The following is a 17,729-nucleotide window of genomic DNA, read 5'->3' as shown; positions in this document are numbered from 1 at the left end:
GCCGCGGCCCGGAGGTTGACGAGCGGATCTTCGGCCCGGATGAGCGGCTGCCGCGCGGCCGAGTCCGTCCGCCGGCGGGGGAGATGGCCGGGGCGACAGCGAACTCGGGCCCGGTGGAGTTGTTCGGTGCCGTTCTGCTGATCGGTCCGGTCAGGAAGTCGGGGCACGCACAGGTGATACCAGTCACATTGATTACGCATGGTGTCTAGTTGAATGCGGAAAGGAATTGCCGACTGGCCTACCCGGAGCCGCAGTTGACCGGGTCGCCCAGAGTACCTGTCACTACTGGTTACCAGTCGTGATCTTACGGTGAGATTGGGGTGGGCTGTATGCGTGAACGGGCAGGGTCATTTGGTTGTGTGGAGGTGGGCCACAACGTGTCCCCGGCGTGCAGGACCTGACGCCGTATCCGACCGAAAGAGTCAGATGGACGCCCACCGTGACACGGCCGCCGCCCTCGGGAGGCCTGTCCGCACCCGCGACCGCCGACGACCGGCACCCGGCGCCGCGGACGCCGCGGCGCCCTCCCCGGCAGGAGCGGCCCGATGAACGACGACACCTTCACCGGCAACGGGATAGGCCCCGCTGTGCACGACGAGCCCGTCGACCTCCCGCTCGACTTCGAGGCCTACTTCCTCGTCAAGAACAGGAGCTTCCGCAGCTACGCCGCCGAGATGCTCGGTGACCAGGCGGTCGGCGACGAAGTGGTCCGCGAGGTCTTCACCCACCTCGCCCTCCACTGGAACCAGGTCCTCGCCGCGCCCGACTTCGAGTCACACACCTGGGACGTCCTCACCGGCGCCGTCATGTACCGGGTGCACCGGCTGCGGCGGGAGAACGTACTCGCCGCCCGCCTGCGAGCGGCCCGCCGCAAGCTCGACCAGATGCACCAGGCCCTCGCCCGCGTCGAAGGAGGCGCCGGCCTCTACGCCGCGCTCGCCGACCTGCCGGCCCGCCAGTGCGACGTCTTCATCCTGCGCAAGACCATGGGCTACACCGCCGAGTACACCGCCCAGGTCCTCGGCATCCACCCCCGCACCGTCGACTACCACTACCGCCGCGCGCTCACCGGCCTCGAACGCCTGCTGACCGAGCGCCACGTCCTGCGCCGCACCGCCGCCGTCCCCGGGCCCCGCCGCGAAGGAGCCGACCGATGAACCCCGAACACCTCCTCGACGACCTCATCCCCACCCCCGCCGAACCCGCCGGCACCACCGAGCCGGACGACACCTTCGACGTCCCCGCCGAGCTGCGCCGCATCTCCGCCGACGTCGCCCGGATCCGCCGCGGCCAGCAGCCGCCGCCGGGCTGGTGGGCCGAGCAGCAGCAGGCCCGGCAGTGCCTGGAGGCGGTGGTCGCCACCGAGCTCAGCACCACGCCGCTCGCCCGGATCGCCGACCTGGCCGCGCTCGCCGACCTCGCGGACCTGGTCGAACAGCCGGCCGCCGCAGGCTCCGGGCGCCGGCGCCCGCGCCATCGGGGCCGGGTCGAGGACATCACCCAGGAGATCGAGGGCTTCCGCCTCTTCGGCTGCGTCCTCTACCTGGCCGGGCACCCGGTCAGCGCGGAGTTCTGGTGGAAGATCGGCGCCGGCGCCCGCGACCGCACCTCCGCCTGGTGCCTGTACCTCCACCACCTCGGCCGCGGGGAGATCCGCGAGGCCCGGCTCTGGTTCGAGCAGTCCGTCTAGGCCACCGAGGGCCTCGCCCCCGGCGTCCCCGTCCCCGCGGTACCCGAGATGCCCGACTACTTCCGCACCGCCCCCATCGCCATGGACGCCCGCACCACCGCGGCCGCCGCCCCCGTCGGCGCGCTGGCCCGCGAGGTCGACCGGCTGGTGATGCACACCGGCGACGACACCGACGGCCTGGTCTCCTGCCCCGACCGCCGCCTGGCCGACCGCCTCGAGGAGTACGCCGGCCTGAGCTGACACCGCCGGCTGGTCCGGCACGGTGGCGTGCCGGACCAGCCGGGCATTATCACCGCCGAATTCACGTGCCCAAGCCTGGGGAGAGCCCCAGGCCGTAAACGTTCCCCGCGCCCGAGTCCGGTCCAGTGGACTCCGCGCGCCTCGAAGGGGTGAAGGACGACTCCTCTCCCGAAGGAGGGCGCGATGACGCCCGTACTCCAGTTCCTCACTGAAGCCCTCACCGACCCTGCCGGCCCCCAGGCCGACTACCTCGCCGCCCTCGCCCGCAACCTCGGCCTCACCGCCACCGGCACGACGAACACCATCACCGCCGTCCGCGCGCTGCGCCACCGCGAGCCCCCGAAGACCGGGACCTGCTGCGGCTCGGGCCCGGACCTGTCGATCGCCGACGCCGAGTAGACCAGCACAGCGCGGTGAGGCCCGGCGCCGGAACCGGCGCCGGGCCTCACCGCGCCGGGGCCGGTCAGTTGCCCCGGGGGTGCTTCGGGGCGGGGATGGTCGCCTCGCAGTCCCAGCAGCGGACGGTGGTGCGCGGCGTCCGGAACCGGGCGCCGGACATCCCGGCGGAGCCGTCGACCCGGCCCGAGCCGCAGCGCGGGCAGTAGTAGGGCGCGAAGGTGCTGTCACAGCGGAAGCAGATGTGGGTGCGGCGTCCCTCCGCCTCGCGGAGCTTGCGCACATCGGCCGAACCACAGGCCGAACAATGAATGGGTGCCGTATCCATATTTTTTCCTTAATACGCCCCCGCGCACATGGGCATTCTACGGCACATGCTGACGGAGCATCGCCCCACCGATATCGAGCCGCCCGGTACGACGCCGGCATCAGGTGGTCGGCTGGATCACGTGGATGCTCTTGGTCCTGCAATTCCGGTGCGCTCAGCGGATGGCAGCCGCCCCCGGGGGGCGGGACTCCACCACTTCGAGACGGTCCTGGTCAGTCTGCGGAGGCCTCGGCGATGCCGTGCAGGACGGCGTCGGTGTGCTCACGTTCGCGGCGCTCCTGGGCTGCCCAGTCGCGCATTTGTTGGACCGCGTCCGGGTCGGCGGCGGCCTCGGAGTCCATCACGGTCATGGATCCGTTGCCGAGGTCGACGATGTGCTGCTCCATCGTGCCGGTGACGACGATGCTCAGGATGGCGAGGAGCTCCTGCTTCACGTTGCGGGTGAGGTGGACCTGGTCGTCGTCGTCGATGTCGATGCGGCCGTCGCCGGTGGGTGAGGCGAGGCTGGCGATGGTACCGGTGAGGAGCTGACCGAGGACCCGGAACTGGTCGGGGTCCATGCGGGCCTGCAGGGTGTCGAGGTAGAGGCGGACCTGGTCGGCCCGGCCTGGGGCTGCTTCGTCGTCCATCGGCTCATCCTGGCAGCCACCTGGGCCGTTGCCCAGATCCGAGAAGCGAGACCTGAAGCCTGGAGGACGTCGCCGCGTTCCGGTCAGCGGGTCCGCGTCGGCGCGCCCGGATGCGCTATGTTGTGCCCGCGGCAGGCGCGCCTGCCAGATTCCCGGCCGGAACCTACCCACGCCCCGGCACTGGACAAGGGTCCCGGACTCGCGCGGCACTTCGGTTTGTCAGTCCTGACCGCCTTGCTGCGGCGCGGGCGTGGGCGTGCTGCGGGAGGACTTCGTGTCATGACGCAGGACCGCAAGCGTAAGCAGACCGTTCGCGCCCTCCAGCAGCTGACCGGCCGCCGCTACACCCCGCTCGCCCGTGAGGACGCCGTCCGGCGCCCGCAGACCGGCCAGCCCTTCTCGCTGGGGGAGCTGCTGGCGGAGTGCACGTCCGCCCCGGTGACCGTCCCGGCCTGGTTCCTGGACTGCGACGCCGGGGGCGAGCCGGGCTGGGAACCGCCGAAGTCGTTCTTCTCCGAGCTGCTCGGCGTCGACGTGCCGCACGGCACCGTTCTGGAGCTGGCCGGCCTGCTCGCCCAAACCGGTCTCGGCACCCGATGCCGGGTGGAGAGCGCGGATCCGGACCACCGGGCGCTGGTGGTCGCCGGGGAACGACGCTTCGACCTGTGCCTCACCCAGGAACGGATCGACGAGTGCTGCCGTCAGCCGACCTGCCTCAGCATGCCGGTCGGAGAAGATGTCGTCTGGTGCGGTGAGCACCTGCGCCGGCGCAGCCTTCCCGAACTGGTCCACATGGCCCACCGGCTGGCCACCACCACGGTGCAGGACGCCGACTACGAGCCGGAACGCTGCGGCGGCGGGCACGGTGCCGACCGCTTGGTGAAGGCCGCCGTCGCCCACGCCGGATCCGAAACGGTGATCAAGACGCTCATCGGCTCGGGCTTCGACGACCCGGACCACGTCGCCGAGTGGAGCTGGGACGACACCCTGGAGATGCGGCTGCGCCACGCCATCGACCGCGAGGGCCTGCGCCTGCGAAATGTCGCCCAGGCCGAGGCCGAACGTGTCCGGCAGGCCACCGACGCCTGCCCCACCTGCGGGACCAGACCGCTGCTGCCCTTCCGACTGACTGACTTCCCTCCGCAGTACTGCTCCCGGCGCTGCGCCCCGAAGCCGGTGCCCGCTGGTACGGCGGTGTGGTCGGTGTCGCCGTAGAGGATGTCTAGGAAGAACGGGCCTGGCCGCCGCAGTGGCGTCCAGGCCCGGAGGGGTTGTCTCTGGTCGTCGTGGCTCGCCCGTCCTGGCAGTCTCAGGCCAGCCGGGGCCGTGCACTGCCACGCCGAAGCCCGGGAGGATTCGGTTGCCAGGAACGTCGTGGAGGCTGTCAGCGGCTGGTCCTACACTCACCGGATGGCGCTTACGTACAGCAGCGGTAGCGGTGACGGCCTGCCCGAGGACGCGCGGCCCGAGCTCTACCTCGCGGGTATCGATCCTGTCCCCATCGGCTGGGTGACGGTCCTCCAGGAGGTCACGAACGGCAAGCGGGACGTCGGGATCAGCAGCTACCTGACGAGTTTCGTCGGCCGCGAGCACGCCCTGTCCAAGTTCTCGTGGATCCACGGCGGCATCGGTAAGGCAGGCGTCTCCCAGTTCGGTGACCGCGTCGTGTTCGACGACGGCCTGACCGACACCTTCGAGCGAGCCGAGTTCTTCGTCCACCGCCGGCGCCACCAGCAGCCCGGCATCGAGCCCACCATCGAGTTCGCCCACTCGTTCCTGTGGTACTTCAGCGCCGTTCCGCGTCCCGACGGCAGCTGGTACCACCTCGACGACGCCGGCCGCGACGAGGAACTCGTCCGCATCAGCCGCAGCGACACCGACCTGCGCATCGAGGTCGCCGCGCTGCCGCTGCGCCGCTACCTGGCCGTCCGCGAGCGCTTCCTCGTCGTCCAGTACGACCGGGTCACCCACCTCGACTCCGCACCTTCCCCGAGGATCAAGGCGGCCGACCGTACGGAGGTGAGCATCTTCGAGTTCCACAGTGGCCACGAGGGCTCCCCCGCCTTCGTTCGCCTGTGCGGCAAGCACCTGGTCCTGCCGATCGACGCGAAGCCGGCCGACCTCGGCTACCCGTACCCCACCACCGAGTCGTACCCCGAGTTCACCATCGGCACCGACCCCGGCACCGGCCTGCCCGTCACCTTCACCTGCGACCCGGACCGGCTCAGCGACTACTTCACCGACCTCGGCACCCCCCACTATCTGACCCGCGTCTTCTTCCGGCGCGAGGTGCTGCGCCGCTACACCTCCGAGCCCTCCCGCTACCAGGTGAGCCCCAGCCGGCTGTCGTGTCTGGGCCTGTGGGGCATCTCGATCGGCCGCAACGGCGAGGGCCTGGTCGAGGCCTTCCTCGGCGACCTCGGCCGCGACCTGCCGAGCGCCGAACGCGCCCACTGGCTCAGCTTCAACGTGGCGCCCCGCGGCGGAGTCGACGAGGACCGCCACCGCCGGGAGATTCTGGGCCAGTGGACCCCGACCACGGATCCGCTGTGGCGCCTGGCGCAGGCCCGGGAGAGGTTCAGCACGGCGCTCTCAGCCCTCGCCGGCCAACCGGTCTACCGGGCCTGGAACGCGGCCGACCGGATCGCCTTCGAGGGCCTGCATCTGCCCACCAGCAGCGAGCAGAGCGAAGCCGACAACCAGATCCTCACCCTCGCCAAGGGCGTCATCGACTACCTCGACACCAGGGCGCTCCGTGCGCTGCCGGGCGCTGACCCCGCAGCGGCGACCATCAACTGCATCGACGGCTGGGTGAAGCACACCGGCGGCGACACGGACATGCTCGTCGGCCCGCTGCGCCTGCTCCAGGGGCTGCGGTCGACCGGTGTGGCCCACCCGCGTTCCAGCAACTGGACCGCGGCCCTCACCCGGGCCGATCTCCACACCCTCAGGCCCGACGAGCAGTTCGTCCGCCTGGTGACCAGCACCGCCGATGCTCTTGACGCCCTGGCCATCCACGCGCAGGCGCAGTCCGATCCCGATGGTGCGGGAGCCCTGGCGGACCAGTAGCCGCAGGAGGCAGAACGGGCCGGGCCCGGGCACCATGGGTGCACGAGCCCGGCCGATCTTCGTGCTGGTGGCCGGTCAGCCGCCGTACGGGTCGCGCAGCGCCGGCATCTCGGCCCCGCAGTCCCAGCAGCCGACCGTTGCCGGCGGCGTCTTGTACGGCGCACCGGATACGGCGATCGAGCCGTCGATCCGGGCGCCGCCGCACTTCGGGCAACGGCGCGGCTCGAAGGAGCGCGTGCACCGGGGGCAGTCGTGGGTACGGCGGCCGTCGGGCTCGGGGCGCCGGTTGGCGTCGTCCGAGCCGCAGGCCGGGCAGTGGACCCGGTCTTCGGTGATCGTGTCGTTCATCTTCTTCTCCTCCAGACGTTGGAGTCCGTCTGCGGCCGAGCGTAGGAATCTGCCGTGACAGATCGGCCCGGTCGTGGCATTCGGCGTGTCGCGGCGGCCGAACGGTGGACGTGCTGTCGGCTGCGCCTGCGACCGTGACGGCGGGACAGGTCCCCGTTGCTGGAGGTGGGTATGGACTACCGGCGGATGTCGTCGGAGGCGAAGGCGGCGTTTCTGGCCGAGCGCCCGCGGTGCGCGCTGTGCACGAGGCCGTCGGTGCTGGTCGATCACGACCACGTCTCGCACGAGGTGCGGGGAGCGCTGTGCCGGCGCTGCAACTCCCGGCTCGGGTCGTTGGAGGCGGCGCTGCGCCTGCCGGCCACCGGGGTCTTCCAGACCATGGCGCACGACCTGCACCAGGCGCTGGAGCGCGGAGAGCGGCTGAGCGGTCGGGTCGATCGCACCGATCTGGCCTACCTGGGAATCCCGGGGCGCGAGTACGCAGCCCGGCTGCGTGCGGTCCATGCCCTGCTGGTGCTGCCGTACGTGTACTGGACGCCGGTCACCGGCTTTGCCCTGAGCCGTGCGACGCCGTGGACGAAGATCGGGCCGCTGGTCGACGAGGAGGAGGCGCTGCGGCACGTGGCGCGGCTGATGGAGTGGGAGCGGGTGCCGCCGCAGCTGTGGATCCGGCTGGCGCGGGAGCCGGACGACGGGGTGAACTCCCCGCAGCCGCGCGGGTTCGTGCGCCACTTCCGGACCGAGGGGGCGATCCGGGCGCAGAAGGAGCTGATGGCGGCCGCTCCCAGGGACGCCAGCGCCTTCGAGTCGAAGTGCCGGGACTACGTCGACCTGGTCGTCCCCGTGCTGCTGAGCAGGCCGCTGACGGGCGCGGAGATCCGCGCCGCCTACTTCAGCTCGCGGGTGAGGCTGCCGCGTGACCGGGACGGGCTGCTGGAGCTGATCGGGGACACGTACGCGGCCGGCTGGCTGGACCTGGCGGTGCGGATCGCGCTGGAGGACCTCGCCGGCGACCTGCCGGACGCGCGGTGGGCGGTGTTCTCCCGGGCCCGCTGGCACTGGCGCGCCCTACTGACGCACTGGAAGGAGCGACAGACTACAATCTGAAAATAAGAATCAACAAGGGTTAAATGAAAGGGTCAACCGCCTTAGTTAACGAATATGGCTAATGGTGTGTTAGGTTGGTCCTGGAGGTGAGGCTTCATGCCCACGCAGGACGAGTTGTTCGCGGCGGTGGACGCGCTGCTGGCCGGGGAGGAGCCCGGGCCGCAGTTGCCGGAGCCGGCCGAGCGTGCGCGGCTTCGGGAGGCTGCCGGGGTGACCCAGGCGCAGCTGGCGAAGGTGCTGCAGTCGACGGTGCAGACGGTGAAGAACTACGAGAACGGCCGTTCGGCTCCGAAGCCGCCGCGGCTGGAGGCGTACGTCAGGCTGCTGGAGGGCTGGGCGGCGAAGTACCCGGCCCCGGAGAGCGCCCCGGCCTCCTCGACGGTCGACCAGGTGCCGGCCGCGTTCGCGCCGGCGCCCGTCCCGGCGCCGGTGGAGAGCGCGCCGGAGCCGGCGGCCGACGCGGTGGTGGAGACCGCCGGGGATGCCCCGCAGGCGCCGTCCGTCCCGGCGGCCCGGCCCGCCGCGGCGCGTGTGGGCGGGCCGGTGCTGCGCCGCGCGGCGCGGCCGGCGCCGTACTTCGACGGGCAGTTCCCGAACGGGCCGCTGGTGGTGCTGGACGGTGACGGCACCGCCTACGGAGTCGGCGGCCTGCTGTTGGAGTGCCCGGCGACCACGCTGGCGCAGCTGGTGACCTGGGCGCTCACCGAGTCCGGCCTGGGCACCGCCCGGTTGCACCGCAACGGCCGGGACGGCGACCCGCTGGTCGTGCTCACCGCCGAAGCGGCCGAGAAGTTCGGTCTGCCGGCCACATTGGACGACGACCCGGCGACCCGGCGCTCGCAGCGGCTGCCGGAGGACCACAAGGTGGTCAAGGCGCTGGCCCGCTCGAAGTGGCAGCTCACCCGCCGCGGCTTCGGCCCGTGGGCACGGATCTACCGGCCGGTCAAGGACGGCCGCCGGCAGTGCGTGCAGCTCGCGATCCTGCCGTGGCGGGCCCTGGACACCCGGGCCTGGGGCGCGGCCGCGGACCTGCCGGCCCCGGACCTGGCCCGCGTCCTCGGGATCTACGCCCAGCGGGTCATCACCCCGCGCGGTTCCACCGCGACCTGCGGCCTGGAGCTGATGACCGCGCTGCGCCCGCCGACGAGGGCGGTGCGCGACGAGGCGACGGGCGGGTGGGTGTCCGCGCCGAACCCGGGCGCGCTGACCGAGGTCTACGAGGCGGCGCCGCCGGAGGTACTGACGGAGCACCCGGCCGCGCAGGGCTGGGAGGGCGGGTTCCTGGACGAGGAGTCGTACCAGTGGATCCGGCCGGTGGAGACGCTCTCCGAGGCGGAGATGGTGGAGCCGTTCGCGGTGGGCATCGACATCAACACCGCCTACCTCGCCGCCGCCTCCCGGCTCTCCGTCGGCCTGTCCGGCCCGGTCCACGTGACCAACCCGGTGTTCGACAAGAAGACGCCCGGCTCCTGGTTCGTCGACCTCTCCCACGTCCCGACCGACCCGCGCCTGCCCTCCCCGTTCACCCCGACCGGCAAGCCCCCCGAGGGCCCGGCCTGGTACACCACCGCCACGGTGGCGTACGCGGTCGAGCTCGGTCACGACGTCCAGCCGATCGAGGCCTACCTGCGGGAGAAGGCCGGCGCGTACCTGGACCCGTGGCACGACCGGCTCCGCGAGGCCTACGTGACCACGATGGCCGAGGCCGGCATCCCCACCGACAAGGACGCCGACGAGCGCCAGTTCCTCGCCGCGATGACCGCCCACCGCCTCCTCAAAAGCGCGGGCACCGACCTCGGCGCGCTGCGCACCGCGCTGGCCGCCGAGGGTCTGGGGCACCTGGCGGAGCTGGGCGACGACCAGCTTTCCTCGGCCGTGTGGCGTCACCACCAGATCGCCATGGTGCTGTCCGCGGTGAAGTCGACGGTGAAGTTCGGGATCGGCAAGCTGCGCGAGCGCCCGCAGGGCCTGACCTACAGGTCCGGCGAGCCGTGGTCGGCGCTGGAGCGGCCGACCTGGCGCCCGGACATCCGGGCCGCGGTCATCGCCAAGGCCCGGGTGAACATGCACCGCAAGATGGCCAACGTGGCGAAGGCGAACGGCCGCTACCCGCTCGGCGTCAACAACGACTGCGTCGTCTACGCCTCCCCGGGTGCCTCGCCGCTGGACTTCCTGCCGCTCACCGGCGCCGGCCGGGTGCTGCCCGGCACGTTCCGCCTCGGCGCCACCCCGGGCCTGTCCAAGGTCGAGGGCGTGCAGCAGATGCTGACCGTCGTCGACTGGCTCGAGCGCGACCAGCCCGTCAACCCGGCCCGCCACATCAAGGGCTACGACGCCAACGCCGTCGACGGGAAGTAGGAGCAGCCCGTGGAGGAGATCACCGACGCCATCGACCGGGCCGCGCCCGAGCACTTCACCCAGGCATTGCCGAAGTCCGCGCAGGCCCAGATGCGGGCCCTGGTCAAGGCCGCCAAGGGCGACAAGAAGGCCGTTGCGGACCGCCTGGGCGTCGACCCGAACACCGTGCGCCGCTACCTCAAGGGCGAGCGCAAGCACCCGCGCGCCGCGCTGCGCGAGGCCCTGCTGCGCGAGCTGAAGAGGGTCTGGCAGCCCGGCATCCGCCGCCAGGCCCGCAAGAAGGCCGCCACCAGGACCGGCATCACCGTGGAGGTGTGGGCGTACTTCGGCTACACCGCCCCGGTCGGCACCACCGACGAGCCGAGGCTTCGGCACCTGACCGTCCACCTGCCCCCGGAGTGGGCCGACCGCCTCTTCGCCGCCCAGGACGAAGGCGCCAGCGACCAAAGGATGCGCGACATCATGGCCGAAGGATTCCAGGAAATCTATTTCCAGAACGGCGGATCACGCGCCGAAAACCTGGAAGTCGAATTCACCGGAATCCAGGCGATCGACGTTTCCTACTGACCCCAGGATGGAGAAAGCCACCATGCACCACACCGTCCCCGGCACCGACATCAACAGCGTGCACCTCGCGACCGCCCGCCGGCGGCCCGACGAGCGCCAGGCCGCCGACCTCGAGCACATCCGCACCTACTATGCGCTGGAGAGCCGCCTCGGCATCCGGGTCGACCTCGGCGGCCGCATCCGCCACGACGGCCGCGCGGGCACCATCGTGGACACCGCCGGGCAGCGGCTGAAGGTGCTGCTCGACGGCGACCAGACGCCGAGCGTCTGCCACGTCACCTCGCAGATGGCGTACGAGACGCCCACCGGGTGGATCGCCGCCACGCCCGTCCCGGACCCGTGGGCCGCCGCCCCGACGGCCTGAACGGGGCCGCGGTGAACGCCCGAGAGCGCCTCGAAGCGATGGTCCGCACCGACCGCGGCAACATGACCGTCTGGTCCCCGCAGGAACTTCGCGAGGCCCTGGACGCCTACGCCGACGAAGTCCGGGCCGCCGCCGGATCGCCGACCGTCCCGGCCGACGCCGACGGGGACACCAAGCGCCTGGCCGGTCTCGCCGCGCACGGACTGCGCCGCGCCCTGGCCGCCGGCGGCGAGGCCGACCTGCCGCCCGCCGAGGAGCTGGCCGCCCTGGTCGCCGAGTTCGACCGGATGCGGGCGGTGGTCGCCGCGTCGTGGAGGCAGGCCGCCGTACAGCTGGCGGCCGTCCCGCACCAGCCGACCGCGCTGACCGGCCCGTACTGGTACGGCCAGGGCTGGGACGACGCGGTCCACCACCTGCACGACATGGCCGACGGCATGGAACCGCGCGGCCGGTAGGAGAAGCACGTGGGCCCGTTCCCGGCATTGGAGCTGCCGGGAACGGGCCCACGGCGTGTCCGGGACCCGGCCGAAGCCCGGGCGGCTGTAATGGTTCCATTACGACTCGGCTTGACTCTCGCGCCGCCGTAATGAAATCTTTACGGCCATGACGGCCCATCAGCTCTATGCCGGCCACGGATTCACCTACCTCACCGACGTGGACGAATCCGATCCCGAGCACCCGCACGTCACCGGCATCGCCGCCGGCTGCCAGTGCGGCTGGAACAGCGACATCATCCACCCGTACCTCGACGCGTCCGGCGAAGCGGCGGACCAGGCGGAGATCGACGCCGAGAAGCAGTGGGAGACCGAGCACATCGCCGACCTGGCGGACACCGCGGTGCCGTATGCCCTTGCCGACCAGATCCGTTCCGTCGGCCGCCAGCTGGACGCGCTGATCGAAGCCGACAAACCGATGGCCGCCCTGGCCGCCATCCGGCTGTCCGGGGGCTACTTCGCCCGCCAGGCCCGCGACGCGGCCCTGCGAGCGAGCTTCCTGGACAACTCCTGGGCCGAGATCGGTGAAGCCCTCGGCATCTCCAAGCAGGCCGCCTGGGAGCGCTACGGCAAGGCCCGCCGGGAGCCGGCCACATCCTCCTGAGACCACCACCGAGAAGGGCCTGTTCCCGGCATTGGAGCTGTCGGGAACAGGCCCACAGTGCATTCTGCCCCCTTCCCGCGCACCAGCTGGTGCCGGGCCGACCCGCAGGAGCCGGTGGGGGAACCCGGCTCTCAGGGTTCGATGAACGGCAGGGAGACCGCGGCGAGCTTGGTCTGCAGGTTGATGTCGCTCGTGACGACGTACCAGGCGGAGCCGGGGTGGCGGGACTGCAGCAGCAAGGTGGAGGCCACGAACCGGTCGTCGGGGACGTCCAGGTCCAGCCAGGCCGGCAGCGCGTCGGACTTCGGCTCGATGTGCTCGAAGACGGCGTGGACATCGCCTGCGACGCGGACCCCGCGCGTCACGTCGCCGCCGTTGCTGCGCAGCCCCTTGAGCCGCCGGTCGGCCTTCTTCGCCGCCTCCCTCAGCTCGGGGGTCCGGCCGCCGCGCTTGTGGTCGTCGAGCTCCCGCAGCACGACCGGCAGCAGGTGCGCCATGTACCGCGGCCCGGCCTGCCCGGTGTACGCCGCCAGGTCCGGATCGTCGATCAGCGCGTTCGTGTCCACCACCAGCCGCACCGGCCAGGGGTCGGCCGGCAGCAGAGCGGTCAGGCCGCGCAGCTCCGCGACGGTCGTCCGCAGCAGGCCGACGGCCTGGGCGATGTGCCGGGGCACGGAGTGGTCGTTCCCCCCAGGGCGGAGCAGCCAGCGCTCCAGGTGCGCGAGGCCGTCCTCGAGCTTCTTGGCGGCCTCCGGCGTCGGATGGGGGAACAGCAGCCGGAATCGCGGGCCCCAGTCCCGCACCCGCCCGAGCAGTTCCATCCGCCGGCTCTCCAGCTCCGGCGGGCTCGGCGCCCATCCCCAGTCGGCGGCACCGACGATGAACACGTAGCTGTCCTCCGTGTTCGGGTTGACGTAGTTGATCGCCGAGGCTTCGAGGACGGCGACGAAGTCCTGCTCGATCGCGTCCAGCTGCTCCAGGAGGAGCTCGCTGTAGGAGGGCGGGAGGGGCTTGGTGCGTGACATCCCCTGATGATGTCCCACCCCGCCGACACCGGGCCCGCCGTTTCCACGCCGGCCGGATTCCGGTAACCCGGCGCGTGGGTGCTCAACCAGCCGCCGGTGCGTCGGGCAGGACCTGGCCCCCGACGATCTGCGCGCGGGCGGCGATGGCGTGGCCGTGGCACACGCCGTAGACGGTGGAGCCATCGTCGGCCCGGACGGTGTGGGCAGCCGGCTCCGGGCACGGCGCGTCAAGGCGGTCATACGGCCAGGCGTTGAAGCACACCGGGTCCGTACACCAGCTGCCGCGGTCGACGTTCGAGCGCAGGGTGCCCCCGTGGTCCGGGCACACACCCCACGGCACGGCGCACCGACCCGGCTCGACGACGTCCTGGTTCTCCGGCGCGTACAGCGCGATAGCGATCACACCGGGATTCTCCCCGGACCTCGCCCCGCTGCGCCGGAACATTCCAAGTTGCCCTGGTTCAGGACTGTTTGTGCTCGGAATTGCGGAACTCTGTCCACAGGCGGACCGCTTCATGCTGCTCGGGTGCTAGACGACATAAACGAAGACATAGACGGCATAAGCTCCGAAACCGCCGGTGGGCGGGAGAAGCGCGGAACGATCGCGGACGGCCTGGAGCGCGCCGAGCGCGCCCAGTTCACCGAGCTGATCCCGGCTTCCACTCAGGGTCGGGTCGGGTTCCTGCTCGGGAAGCTGACGGGCGGCACGAAGGCCCTGGCGGCCCGCCTGGGCGTCTCCCAGCGCACCGTGCAGCGCTACCGCGCCGGGACCGTCACCCGGCCGCGTGCGGCCGCCCGGGAGGCGCTGGAGGACGAGACCTGCGAGCACTGGCAGCAGGACGTGCGGGCCGAGGCCCGGCAGCGCGCGGCCAGCACCGGATTCACGATCAGCACCCGCGCGGTGTTCGGCTTCGACGCCGGAGCCGGCACCAGCGACTCCCCGCGCCCACGCCTGCTCACCCAGCGCATCTCCGGCACCCACGCTGCCGCCATCATCGCCGCCCGCGAAGCCGGCGCCACCGACGACCAGCTCACCGACATGGTCGGCGAAGCCCTCGCCGACGCCTACTTCCGCAACGAAGGCAACCGCACCGCCAACCTCAAGGTCCACCTCCGGGACATCGAGTACATCGACATGTCCTTCTGACCCCGCCCGCGACCAGCACCGACACCAAGGACCACACCATGACCCAGCACCACCACTGCGGGCACAGCCACCACGACCACGACCTGGACGAGCAACTGCACCAGCGCTTCCACCACCTCCAGCACCACCACCGCCACGGCGCCCTGAACGCCACCCTGGACCCGACCCAGGCCGACGAGATGGTCCTCGACCGCCTCGCCGACCGCATCCCGGGCGTCCGCACCACCGAGGACTACCTGGCGATCGAGGCCTGGCTCGCCACCGCCTACACCGACCGCCGCAGCTGCTACGCCAACCCCCACACCCACGTCCACTCCGAACTGCCCACGATGCTCCGCGAGCGGGCCGCCTGGCTCTACCCCTGCCCCACCACCGACGGCCTCCCGGGCTGCCCGCAGTCCTGCTCCGGCGCCGACCACCGTGCCCAGGCCCAGGCCGCCTTCGACCTCTCGCTGCTCCTCGAACGCGACCGCTGGGACTCCTACCGCCAGGCCAGGGGCTGACCGCCCATGAACAACGACGCCATCGCGCCCGGAACCGAGCGCCGCGACCAGGTGCTCCGCCTGATCGGCGAAGGCCGGCTCTACGACCTCACCCCGGCCAGGCCGACGAGGACCTCGTGGACGGCGTCGGGCGCCATGCCGAACCCGCCATCCGCGCACTCGGTTCGTTCTCCGCTGCGGAGAACGAACCGATCAACCCCGTGATAGCGACGTGGGCGGCGCATCCACGCTGACCTGTGGCTTTCCCCTCATGGGGAACGATGTACGCGACCTGCGGTTCGTTCTGCCGGAGCAGAACGAACCGGTACCCCCCAGTGCTACCCGCGTGCCAGTGCCTACCGCCTTGACCTGCGGCTTTCCCCTCCAGGGGAACGATGTACACGGGCCGCACCCACCCACGGGCCGGACGACAACGAGATGTTGTGTCCCCCAGGGGGGACACAACACGCGCGAAACGTCGGCCATACCGACGTATCTGTCAGCCCGACTGACATACTGCTGCCGCACGCGATCAACCAGGAGAGGAGCAGCACGTGGCCCCCGAGCCCAAGGAGGGCCGGCCGCCGACCGCCAAGCGCGCAACGCGACCGCTGCCACCGGCCGACGACGCCATCCAGGCGTGGAGCAGGCCCCTGGCCCCCGTGAAGGACCTGGACGAAGTCGCCCGCCGCTACCCCGGCCGGAAGCTCACCCTCGACGGCGAACGCAACCAGCTGGAGTTCTACGGCACCCCGGACCGCCCCAATGCCTTCGCCATGGACTCGCTGGAGTTCTTCTTCCTGATCGCGCAGTACTTCCGCGAAGCCCTGCCGCTGCGCCTGATCCTGCTGCTGATCGCCTGCCAACGCGCCGGCGGCCGCATCCACCTCACCCAGGAGGAGATGGCCACCGTCCTCGACGTCTCCCGCACGAAGGCCACCGAGGCCTTGCAAGAGATCATGGGCCATGGCATCGCCTTCAAGGTGAAGCGTGGCGTCTACCAGTTCAACCCACCCTTCTCCTACCGGGCGGCCGAGTTCATCCCAGGAACCGAGACCGCCGGCGGCAAGCCCGAGTACATTCGCGTGGAGCAGCACGAGACCCTCACCACCATCCGCAAGGACGCGACCCTGCCGGAGCTGGTGCGGTACCCATCGCTCGAGCACATGCGCAAGGCCATCGAGGACCTGCGCAAGAATCGCTCGGAGCAGCGCGCCAAGCGCCGCCTCGAACGCGAGGCCCGCCAAGAGGAAGGAATGCTGCAGTGAGCCAACTCCGATTCGCCGCAGTCAACGCCGACGGCCTCCTGGCCGACCTCGACCTCCCCCCGGCCGCCTACCGCGCCCTCCTCAAGCTCCGCGCCCTCAGCGAGGCCGGCGGCCGCATCGACATCGACCAAGCCAGCGTCGGCGAACTCCTCGGCCTCAGCCGGCCCAGCGCCAACGCCGCGCTGCGCACCCTGGAGCTGGCCAAGCTCGTCAAGAAGGTCCGCAACGGCATCTACCAGATCAACGCGATGCTGGCCGGGTACAACGCCCTGGAGGACGCCGTCGCGGCCGTCGCGGCGATGCCGAAGGAGGACCGGTTGGACGCCCCGGACTTCGTCGCCTCCTACCACCGCGCCGTTGCCAATTACCAAGACCAGCTCGCCCAGCAGCGCAAGAAGCGCGCGGCCCAGGCGGCCGCCAAGAAGGCCGCCGCGGCCAAGCGTCGCGGCACCCTTCACGCCGTCGGCTAGCAGCCCAGCCCGAGGCCCCGCCCACCGGATCCACCGGTCGGCGGGGCCTCGCTGTATGCCCGGGCCGGCACCCGCCCGATCACCGCTGAAGCACCGCACCCTACGTCAAAATGTCAGCCAGGCCGACCTTTTGACGCAATTACTGTCAGTCACACCGACATTTCCCGGGCGATCTGCACCCCCAGTCGGGACACACTGAAGGCGATCTGTCCCGACTCAGGGGACAGATCATTGAACCGACACCTACGCTGACCAGCGCAAATGCAGCATCTCCCCCCTCTAAGGTGTCGCGGGCCAGCGCCACGGGGCTGCGGCGCTTGCCACAACATCGGCCCTCCGGGCCGATCCGGCAGTGCCGCGCCCGCTTCGCTGCGCCCGGCCGGACTGCGGGAGGAATGCCCTGCCGCCGGACGTGCCTGGCTTCCAGCCGCGCGGAAGCCCCGGCAGGGGCTCCTCCGGACCCCGCCCCCGCCGGATCCGGCACGGGCGCTGGCCACCGCGCACACGCCGACGGAAGTGCAGCCCGGCGCACCGGCCCAACATTTCGACGGTGACCCATTGAATATCAGACTTCGTTCCACCAGCCATTTTCTCCACCTCCCCGCCTACCACCATCCGGATTCGCTGTCTGGAGCAAACCGCCCGAATCCCTATCCTCAGTGGGGGCGGCTTGCGAGTCCTGAATCTACACAGCGCATCATCATGATGCACTAGGCTTGTCCAAGGTTCCCACTCCGGAGTGATGCGCGATGCTATTCGGGCGTGAACCCGCACTTCCGGTGGTATGCTTCTCTCATGGTGTCGGTTTCGGGGTGGATGGTGTCGGGCGTTCAGGATGGGCGGAGCGAAGCGGAGTCCACTAGGCTCGACAGGGGGTGCCGGCCTTGACCCGCCGTGAGGTCACGGAGCGTGAAAGGCCGGAGGTGGCATGGGATTCCTGGGCCTACACAATGCCGCACGTGATGCACTCACCCCTCCCAGTCAGCCATCGGATTCCCGCTTGCGAGAATCCTGGAAACCCGGCGAAGCGGGTTTTCCCCGCCCCTAAATTCCGCTTGCGGAATTCAATTCCACGCTTGCGCGGGAATTCCGCCGAAGCGAAGCGAAGGCGTTCTCTGCCCGGCGGCTTGCCGCCGGTCCGCG

The 17,729-nt window shown here is 71.0% G+C and carries 22 protein-coding genes; 17 read left to right on the top strand and 5 right to left on the bottom strand.

All coding sequences use genetic code 11. The annotated features are described in order from the left end of the window. Positions 1-545 precede the first annotated feature (545 nt). The 4 genes from ACFCLZ_RS38070 to ACFCLZ_RS38055 all read left to right on the top strand — a co-directional run bounded on the left by ACFCLZ_RS38070 (position 546) and on the right by ACFCLZ_RS38055 (position 2,329). The gene (locus ACFCLZ_RS38070) at positions 546-1,157 is read left to right on the top strand and encodes an RNA polymerase sigma factor (RefSeq protein WP_380286512.1); all 612 of its coding nucleotides are present in this window, start codon (positions 546-548) and stop codon (positions 1,155-1,157) included. Then, positions 1,154-1,690 carry a hypothetical protein gene (locus ACFCLZ_RS38065; protein WP_380286511.1) on the top strand — a complete coding sequence of 179 codons (537 nt, stop codon included), beginning with the start codon at positions 1,154-1,156 and terminating at the stop codon, positions 1,688-1,690. Before ACFCLZ_RS38070 ends, ACFCLZ_RS38065 begins: the two co-directional genes overlap by 4 nt. Positions 1,691-1,738: 48 nt before the next feature. Next, a complete protein-coding gene (locus tag ACFCLZ_RS38060) occupies positions 1,739-1,930 on the top strand; it encodes a hypothetical protein (protein ID WP_380286510.1) in 192 nt (63 codons plus the stop codon). Between the two features lie 183 nt (positions 1,931-2,113). After that, a complete protein-coding gene (locus ACFCLZ_RS38055; RefSeq protein ID WP_380286509.1) occupies positions 2,114-2,329 on the top strand; it encodes a hypothetical protein in 216 nt (71 codons plus the stop codon). A gap of 64 nt (positions 2,330-2,393) precedes the next feature. Here ACFCLZ_RS38055 and ACFCLZ_RS38050 read toward each other — a convergent pair whose 3' ends face one another. After that, positions 2,394-2,609, bottom strand: a complete 216-nt coding sequence (locus ACFCLZ_RS38050) for a hypothetical protein (protein ID WP_380286508.1) — start codon at positions 2,607-2,609, stop codon at positions 2,394-2,396. A gap of 257 nt (positions 2,610-2,866) precedes the next feature. After that, positions 2,867-3,283, bottom strand: a complete 417-nt coding sequence (locus ACFCLZ_RS38045) for a hypothetical protein (RefSeq protein WP_380286507.1) — start codon at positions 3,281-3,283, stop codon at positions 2,867-2,869. Positions 3,284-3,562: 279 nt separating this feature from the next. Here ACFCLZ_RS38045 and ACFCLZ_RS38040 point away from each other — a divergent pair, with 279 nt between their 5' ends. Further along, positions 3,563-4,498, top strand: coding sequence for a hypothetical protein (locus tag ACFCLZ_RS38040; RefSeq protein WP_380286506.1), 936 nt, complete (start codon positions 3,563-3,565; stop codon positions 4,496-4,498). Between the two features lie 195 nt (positions 4,499-4,693). Beyond that, positions 4,694-6,352, top strand: a complete 1,659-nt coding sequence (locus ACFCLZ_RS38035) for a hypothetical protein (protein WP_380286505.1) — start codon at positions 4,694-4,696, stop codon at positions 6,350-6,352. 75 nt (positions 6,353-6,427) lie between these two features. Here ACFCLZ_RS38035 and ACFCLZ_RS38030 read toward each other — a convergent pair whose 3' ends face one another. Continuing rightward, positions 6,428-6,700 (bottom strand): hypothetical protein, encoded by a 273-nt coding sequence (locus ACFCLZ_RS38030; RefSeq protein WP_380286504.1) that lies wholly within the window; start codon positions 6,698-6,700, stop codon positions 6,428-6,430. Positions 6,701-6,871: 171 nt separating this feature from the next. Between ACFCLZ_RS38030 and ACFCLZ_RS38025 the strand changes: the two genes are divergently transcribed. The 6 genes from ACFCLZ_RS38025 (at position 6,872) to ACFCLZ_RS38000 (ending at position 12,194) form a co-directional block, all read left to right on the top strand. Further along, a complete protein-coding gene (locus ACFCLZ_RS38025) occupies positions 6,872-7,807 on the top strand; it encodes an endonuclease domain-containing protein (protein ID WP_380286503.1) in 936 nt (311 codons plus the stop codon). Positions 7,808-7,903: 96 nt separating this feature from the next. After that, a complete protein-coding gene (gene tap / locus ACFCLZ_RS38020) occupies positions 7,904-10,165 on the top strand; it encodes a telomere-associated protein Tap (protein WP_380286502.1) in 2,262 nt (753 codons plus the stop codon). A 9-nt stretch (positions 10,166-10,174) separates the two neighbouring features. After that, positions 10,175-10,732 carry a telomere-protecting terminal protein Tpg gene (gene tpg, locus ACFCLZ_RS38015; RefSeq protein ID WP_380286501.1) on the top strand — a complete coding sequence of 186 codons (558 nt, stop codon included), beginning with the start codon at positions 10,175-10,177 and terminating at the stop codon, positions 10,730-10,732. 7 nt (positions 10,733-10,739) lie between these two features. Continuing rightward, the gene (locus ACFCLZ_RS38010; RefSeq protein ID WP_380286500.1) at positions 10,740-11,096 is read left to right on the top strand and encodes a hypothetical protein; all 357 of its coding nucleotides are present in this window, start codon (positions 10,740-10,742) and stop codon (positions 11,094-11,096) included. Positions 11,097-11,107: 11 nt separating this feature from the next. Beyond that, positions 11,108-11,551: a hypothetical protein gene (locus tag ACFCLZ_RS38005; RefSeq protein WP_380286499.1), complete on the top strand. Its 444-nt coding sequence runs from the start codon at positions 11,108-11,110 to the stop codon at positions 11,549-11,551. A gap of 148 nt (positions 11,552-11,699) precedes the next feature. Then, positions 11,700-12,194, top strand: coding sequence for a hypothetical protein (locus ACFCLZ_RS38000; protein WP_380286498.1), 495 nt, complete (start codon positions 11,700-11,702; stop codon positions 12,192-12,194). Between the two features lie 131 nt (positions 12,195-12,325). On the opposite strand, the gene ACFCLZ_RS37995 is transcribed toward ACFCLZ_RS38000, so the two are convergent. Then, entirely contained in the window at positions 12,326-13,219 is an 894-nt protein-coding gene (locus ACFCLZ_RS37995) for a PIN domain-containing protein (protein ID WP_380286497.1), read from the bottom strand. 82 nt (positions 13,220-13,301) lie between these two features. Then, positions 13,302-13,622, bottom strand: coding sequence for a hypothetical protein (locus ACFCLZ_RS37990; RefSeq protein WP_380286496.1), 321 nt, complete (start codon positions 13,620-13,622; stop codon positions 13,302-13,304). A 123-nt stretch (positions 13,623-13,745) separates the two neighbouring features. Here ACFCLZ_RS37990 and tpg (ACFCLZ_RS37985) point away from each other — a divergent pair, with 123 nt between their 5' ends. From tpg (ACFCLZ_RS37985) to ACFCLZ_RS37965, 5 genes are all read left to right on the top strand, one after another. Further along, positions 13,746-14,366, top strand: coding sequence for a telomere-protecting terminal protein Tpg (tpg, locus tag ACFCLZ_RS37985; RefSeq protein WP_380286495.1), 621 nt, complete (start codon positions 13,746-13,748; stop codon positions 14,364-14,366). Between the two features lie 38 nt (positions 14,367-14,404). Then, positions 14,405-14,869, top strand: a complete 465-nt coding sequence (locus ACFCLZ_RS37980; RefSeq protein ID WP_380286494.1) for a hypothetical protein — start codon at positions 14,405-14,407, stop codon at positions 14,867-14,869. A gap of 6 nt (positions 14,870-14,875) precedes the next feature. Further along, positions 14,876-15,073 carry a hypothetical protein gene (locus ACFCLZ_RS37975; protein WP_380286493.1) on the top strand — a complete coding sequence of 66 codons (198 nt, stop codon included), beginning with the start codon at positions 14,876-14,878 and terminating at the stop codon, positions 15,071-15,073. Between the two features lie 329 nt (positions 15,074-15,402). Further along, positions 15,403-16,116 carry a hypothetical protein gene (locus ACFCLZ_RS37970; protein WP_380286492.1) on the top strand — a complete coding sequence of 238 codons (714 nt, stop codon included), beginning with the start codon at positions 15,403-15,405 and terminating at the stop codon, positions 16,114-16,116. Continuing rightward, a complete protein-coding gene (locus ACFCLZ_RS37965) occupies positions 16,113-16,586 on the top strand; it encodes a helix-turn-helix domain-containing protein (protein WP_350794563.1) in 474 nt (157 codons plus the stop codon). The genes ACFCLZ_RS37970 and ACFCLZ_RS37965 overlap by 4 nt, the downstream gene beginning before the upstream one ends. The last annotated feature ends 1,143 nt before the right edge of the window (positions 16,587-17,729 follow it).

Source organism: Kitasatospora purpeofusca (assembly GCF_042691725.1).
In the GTDB taxonomy this organism is placed as follows: domain Bacteria; phylum Actinomycetota; class Actinomycetes; order Streptomycetales; family Streptomycetaceae; genus Kitasatospora; species Kitasatospora purpeofusca_B.
This window is presented reverse-complemented; position numbering and strand designations above follow the sequence as displayed.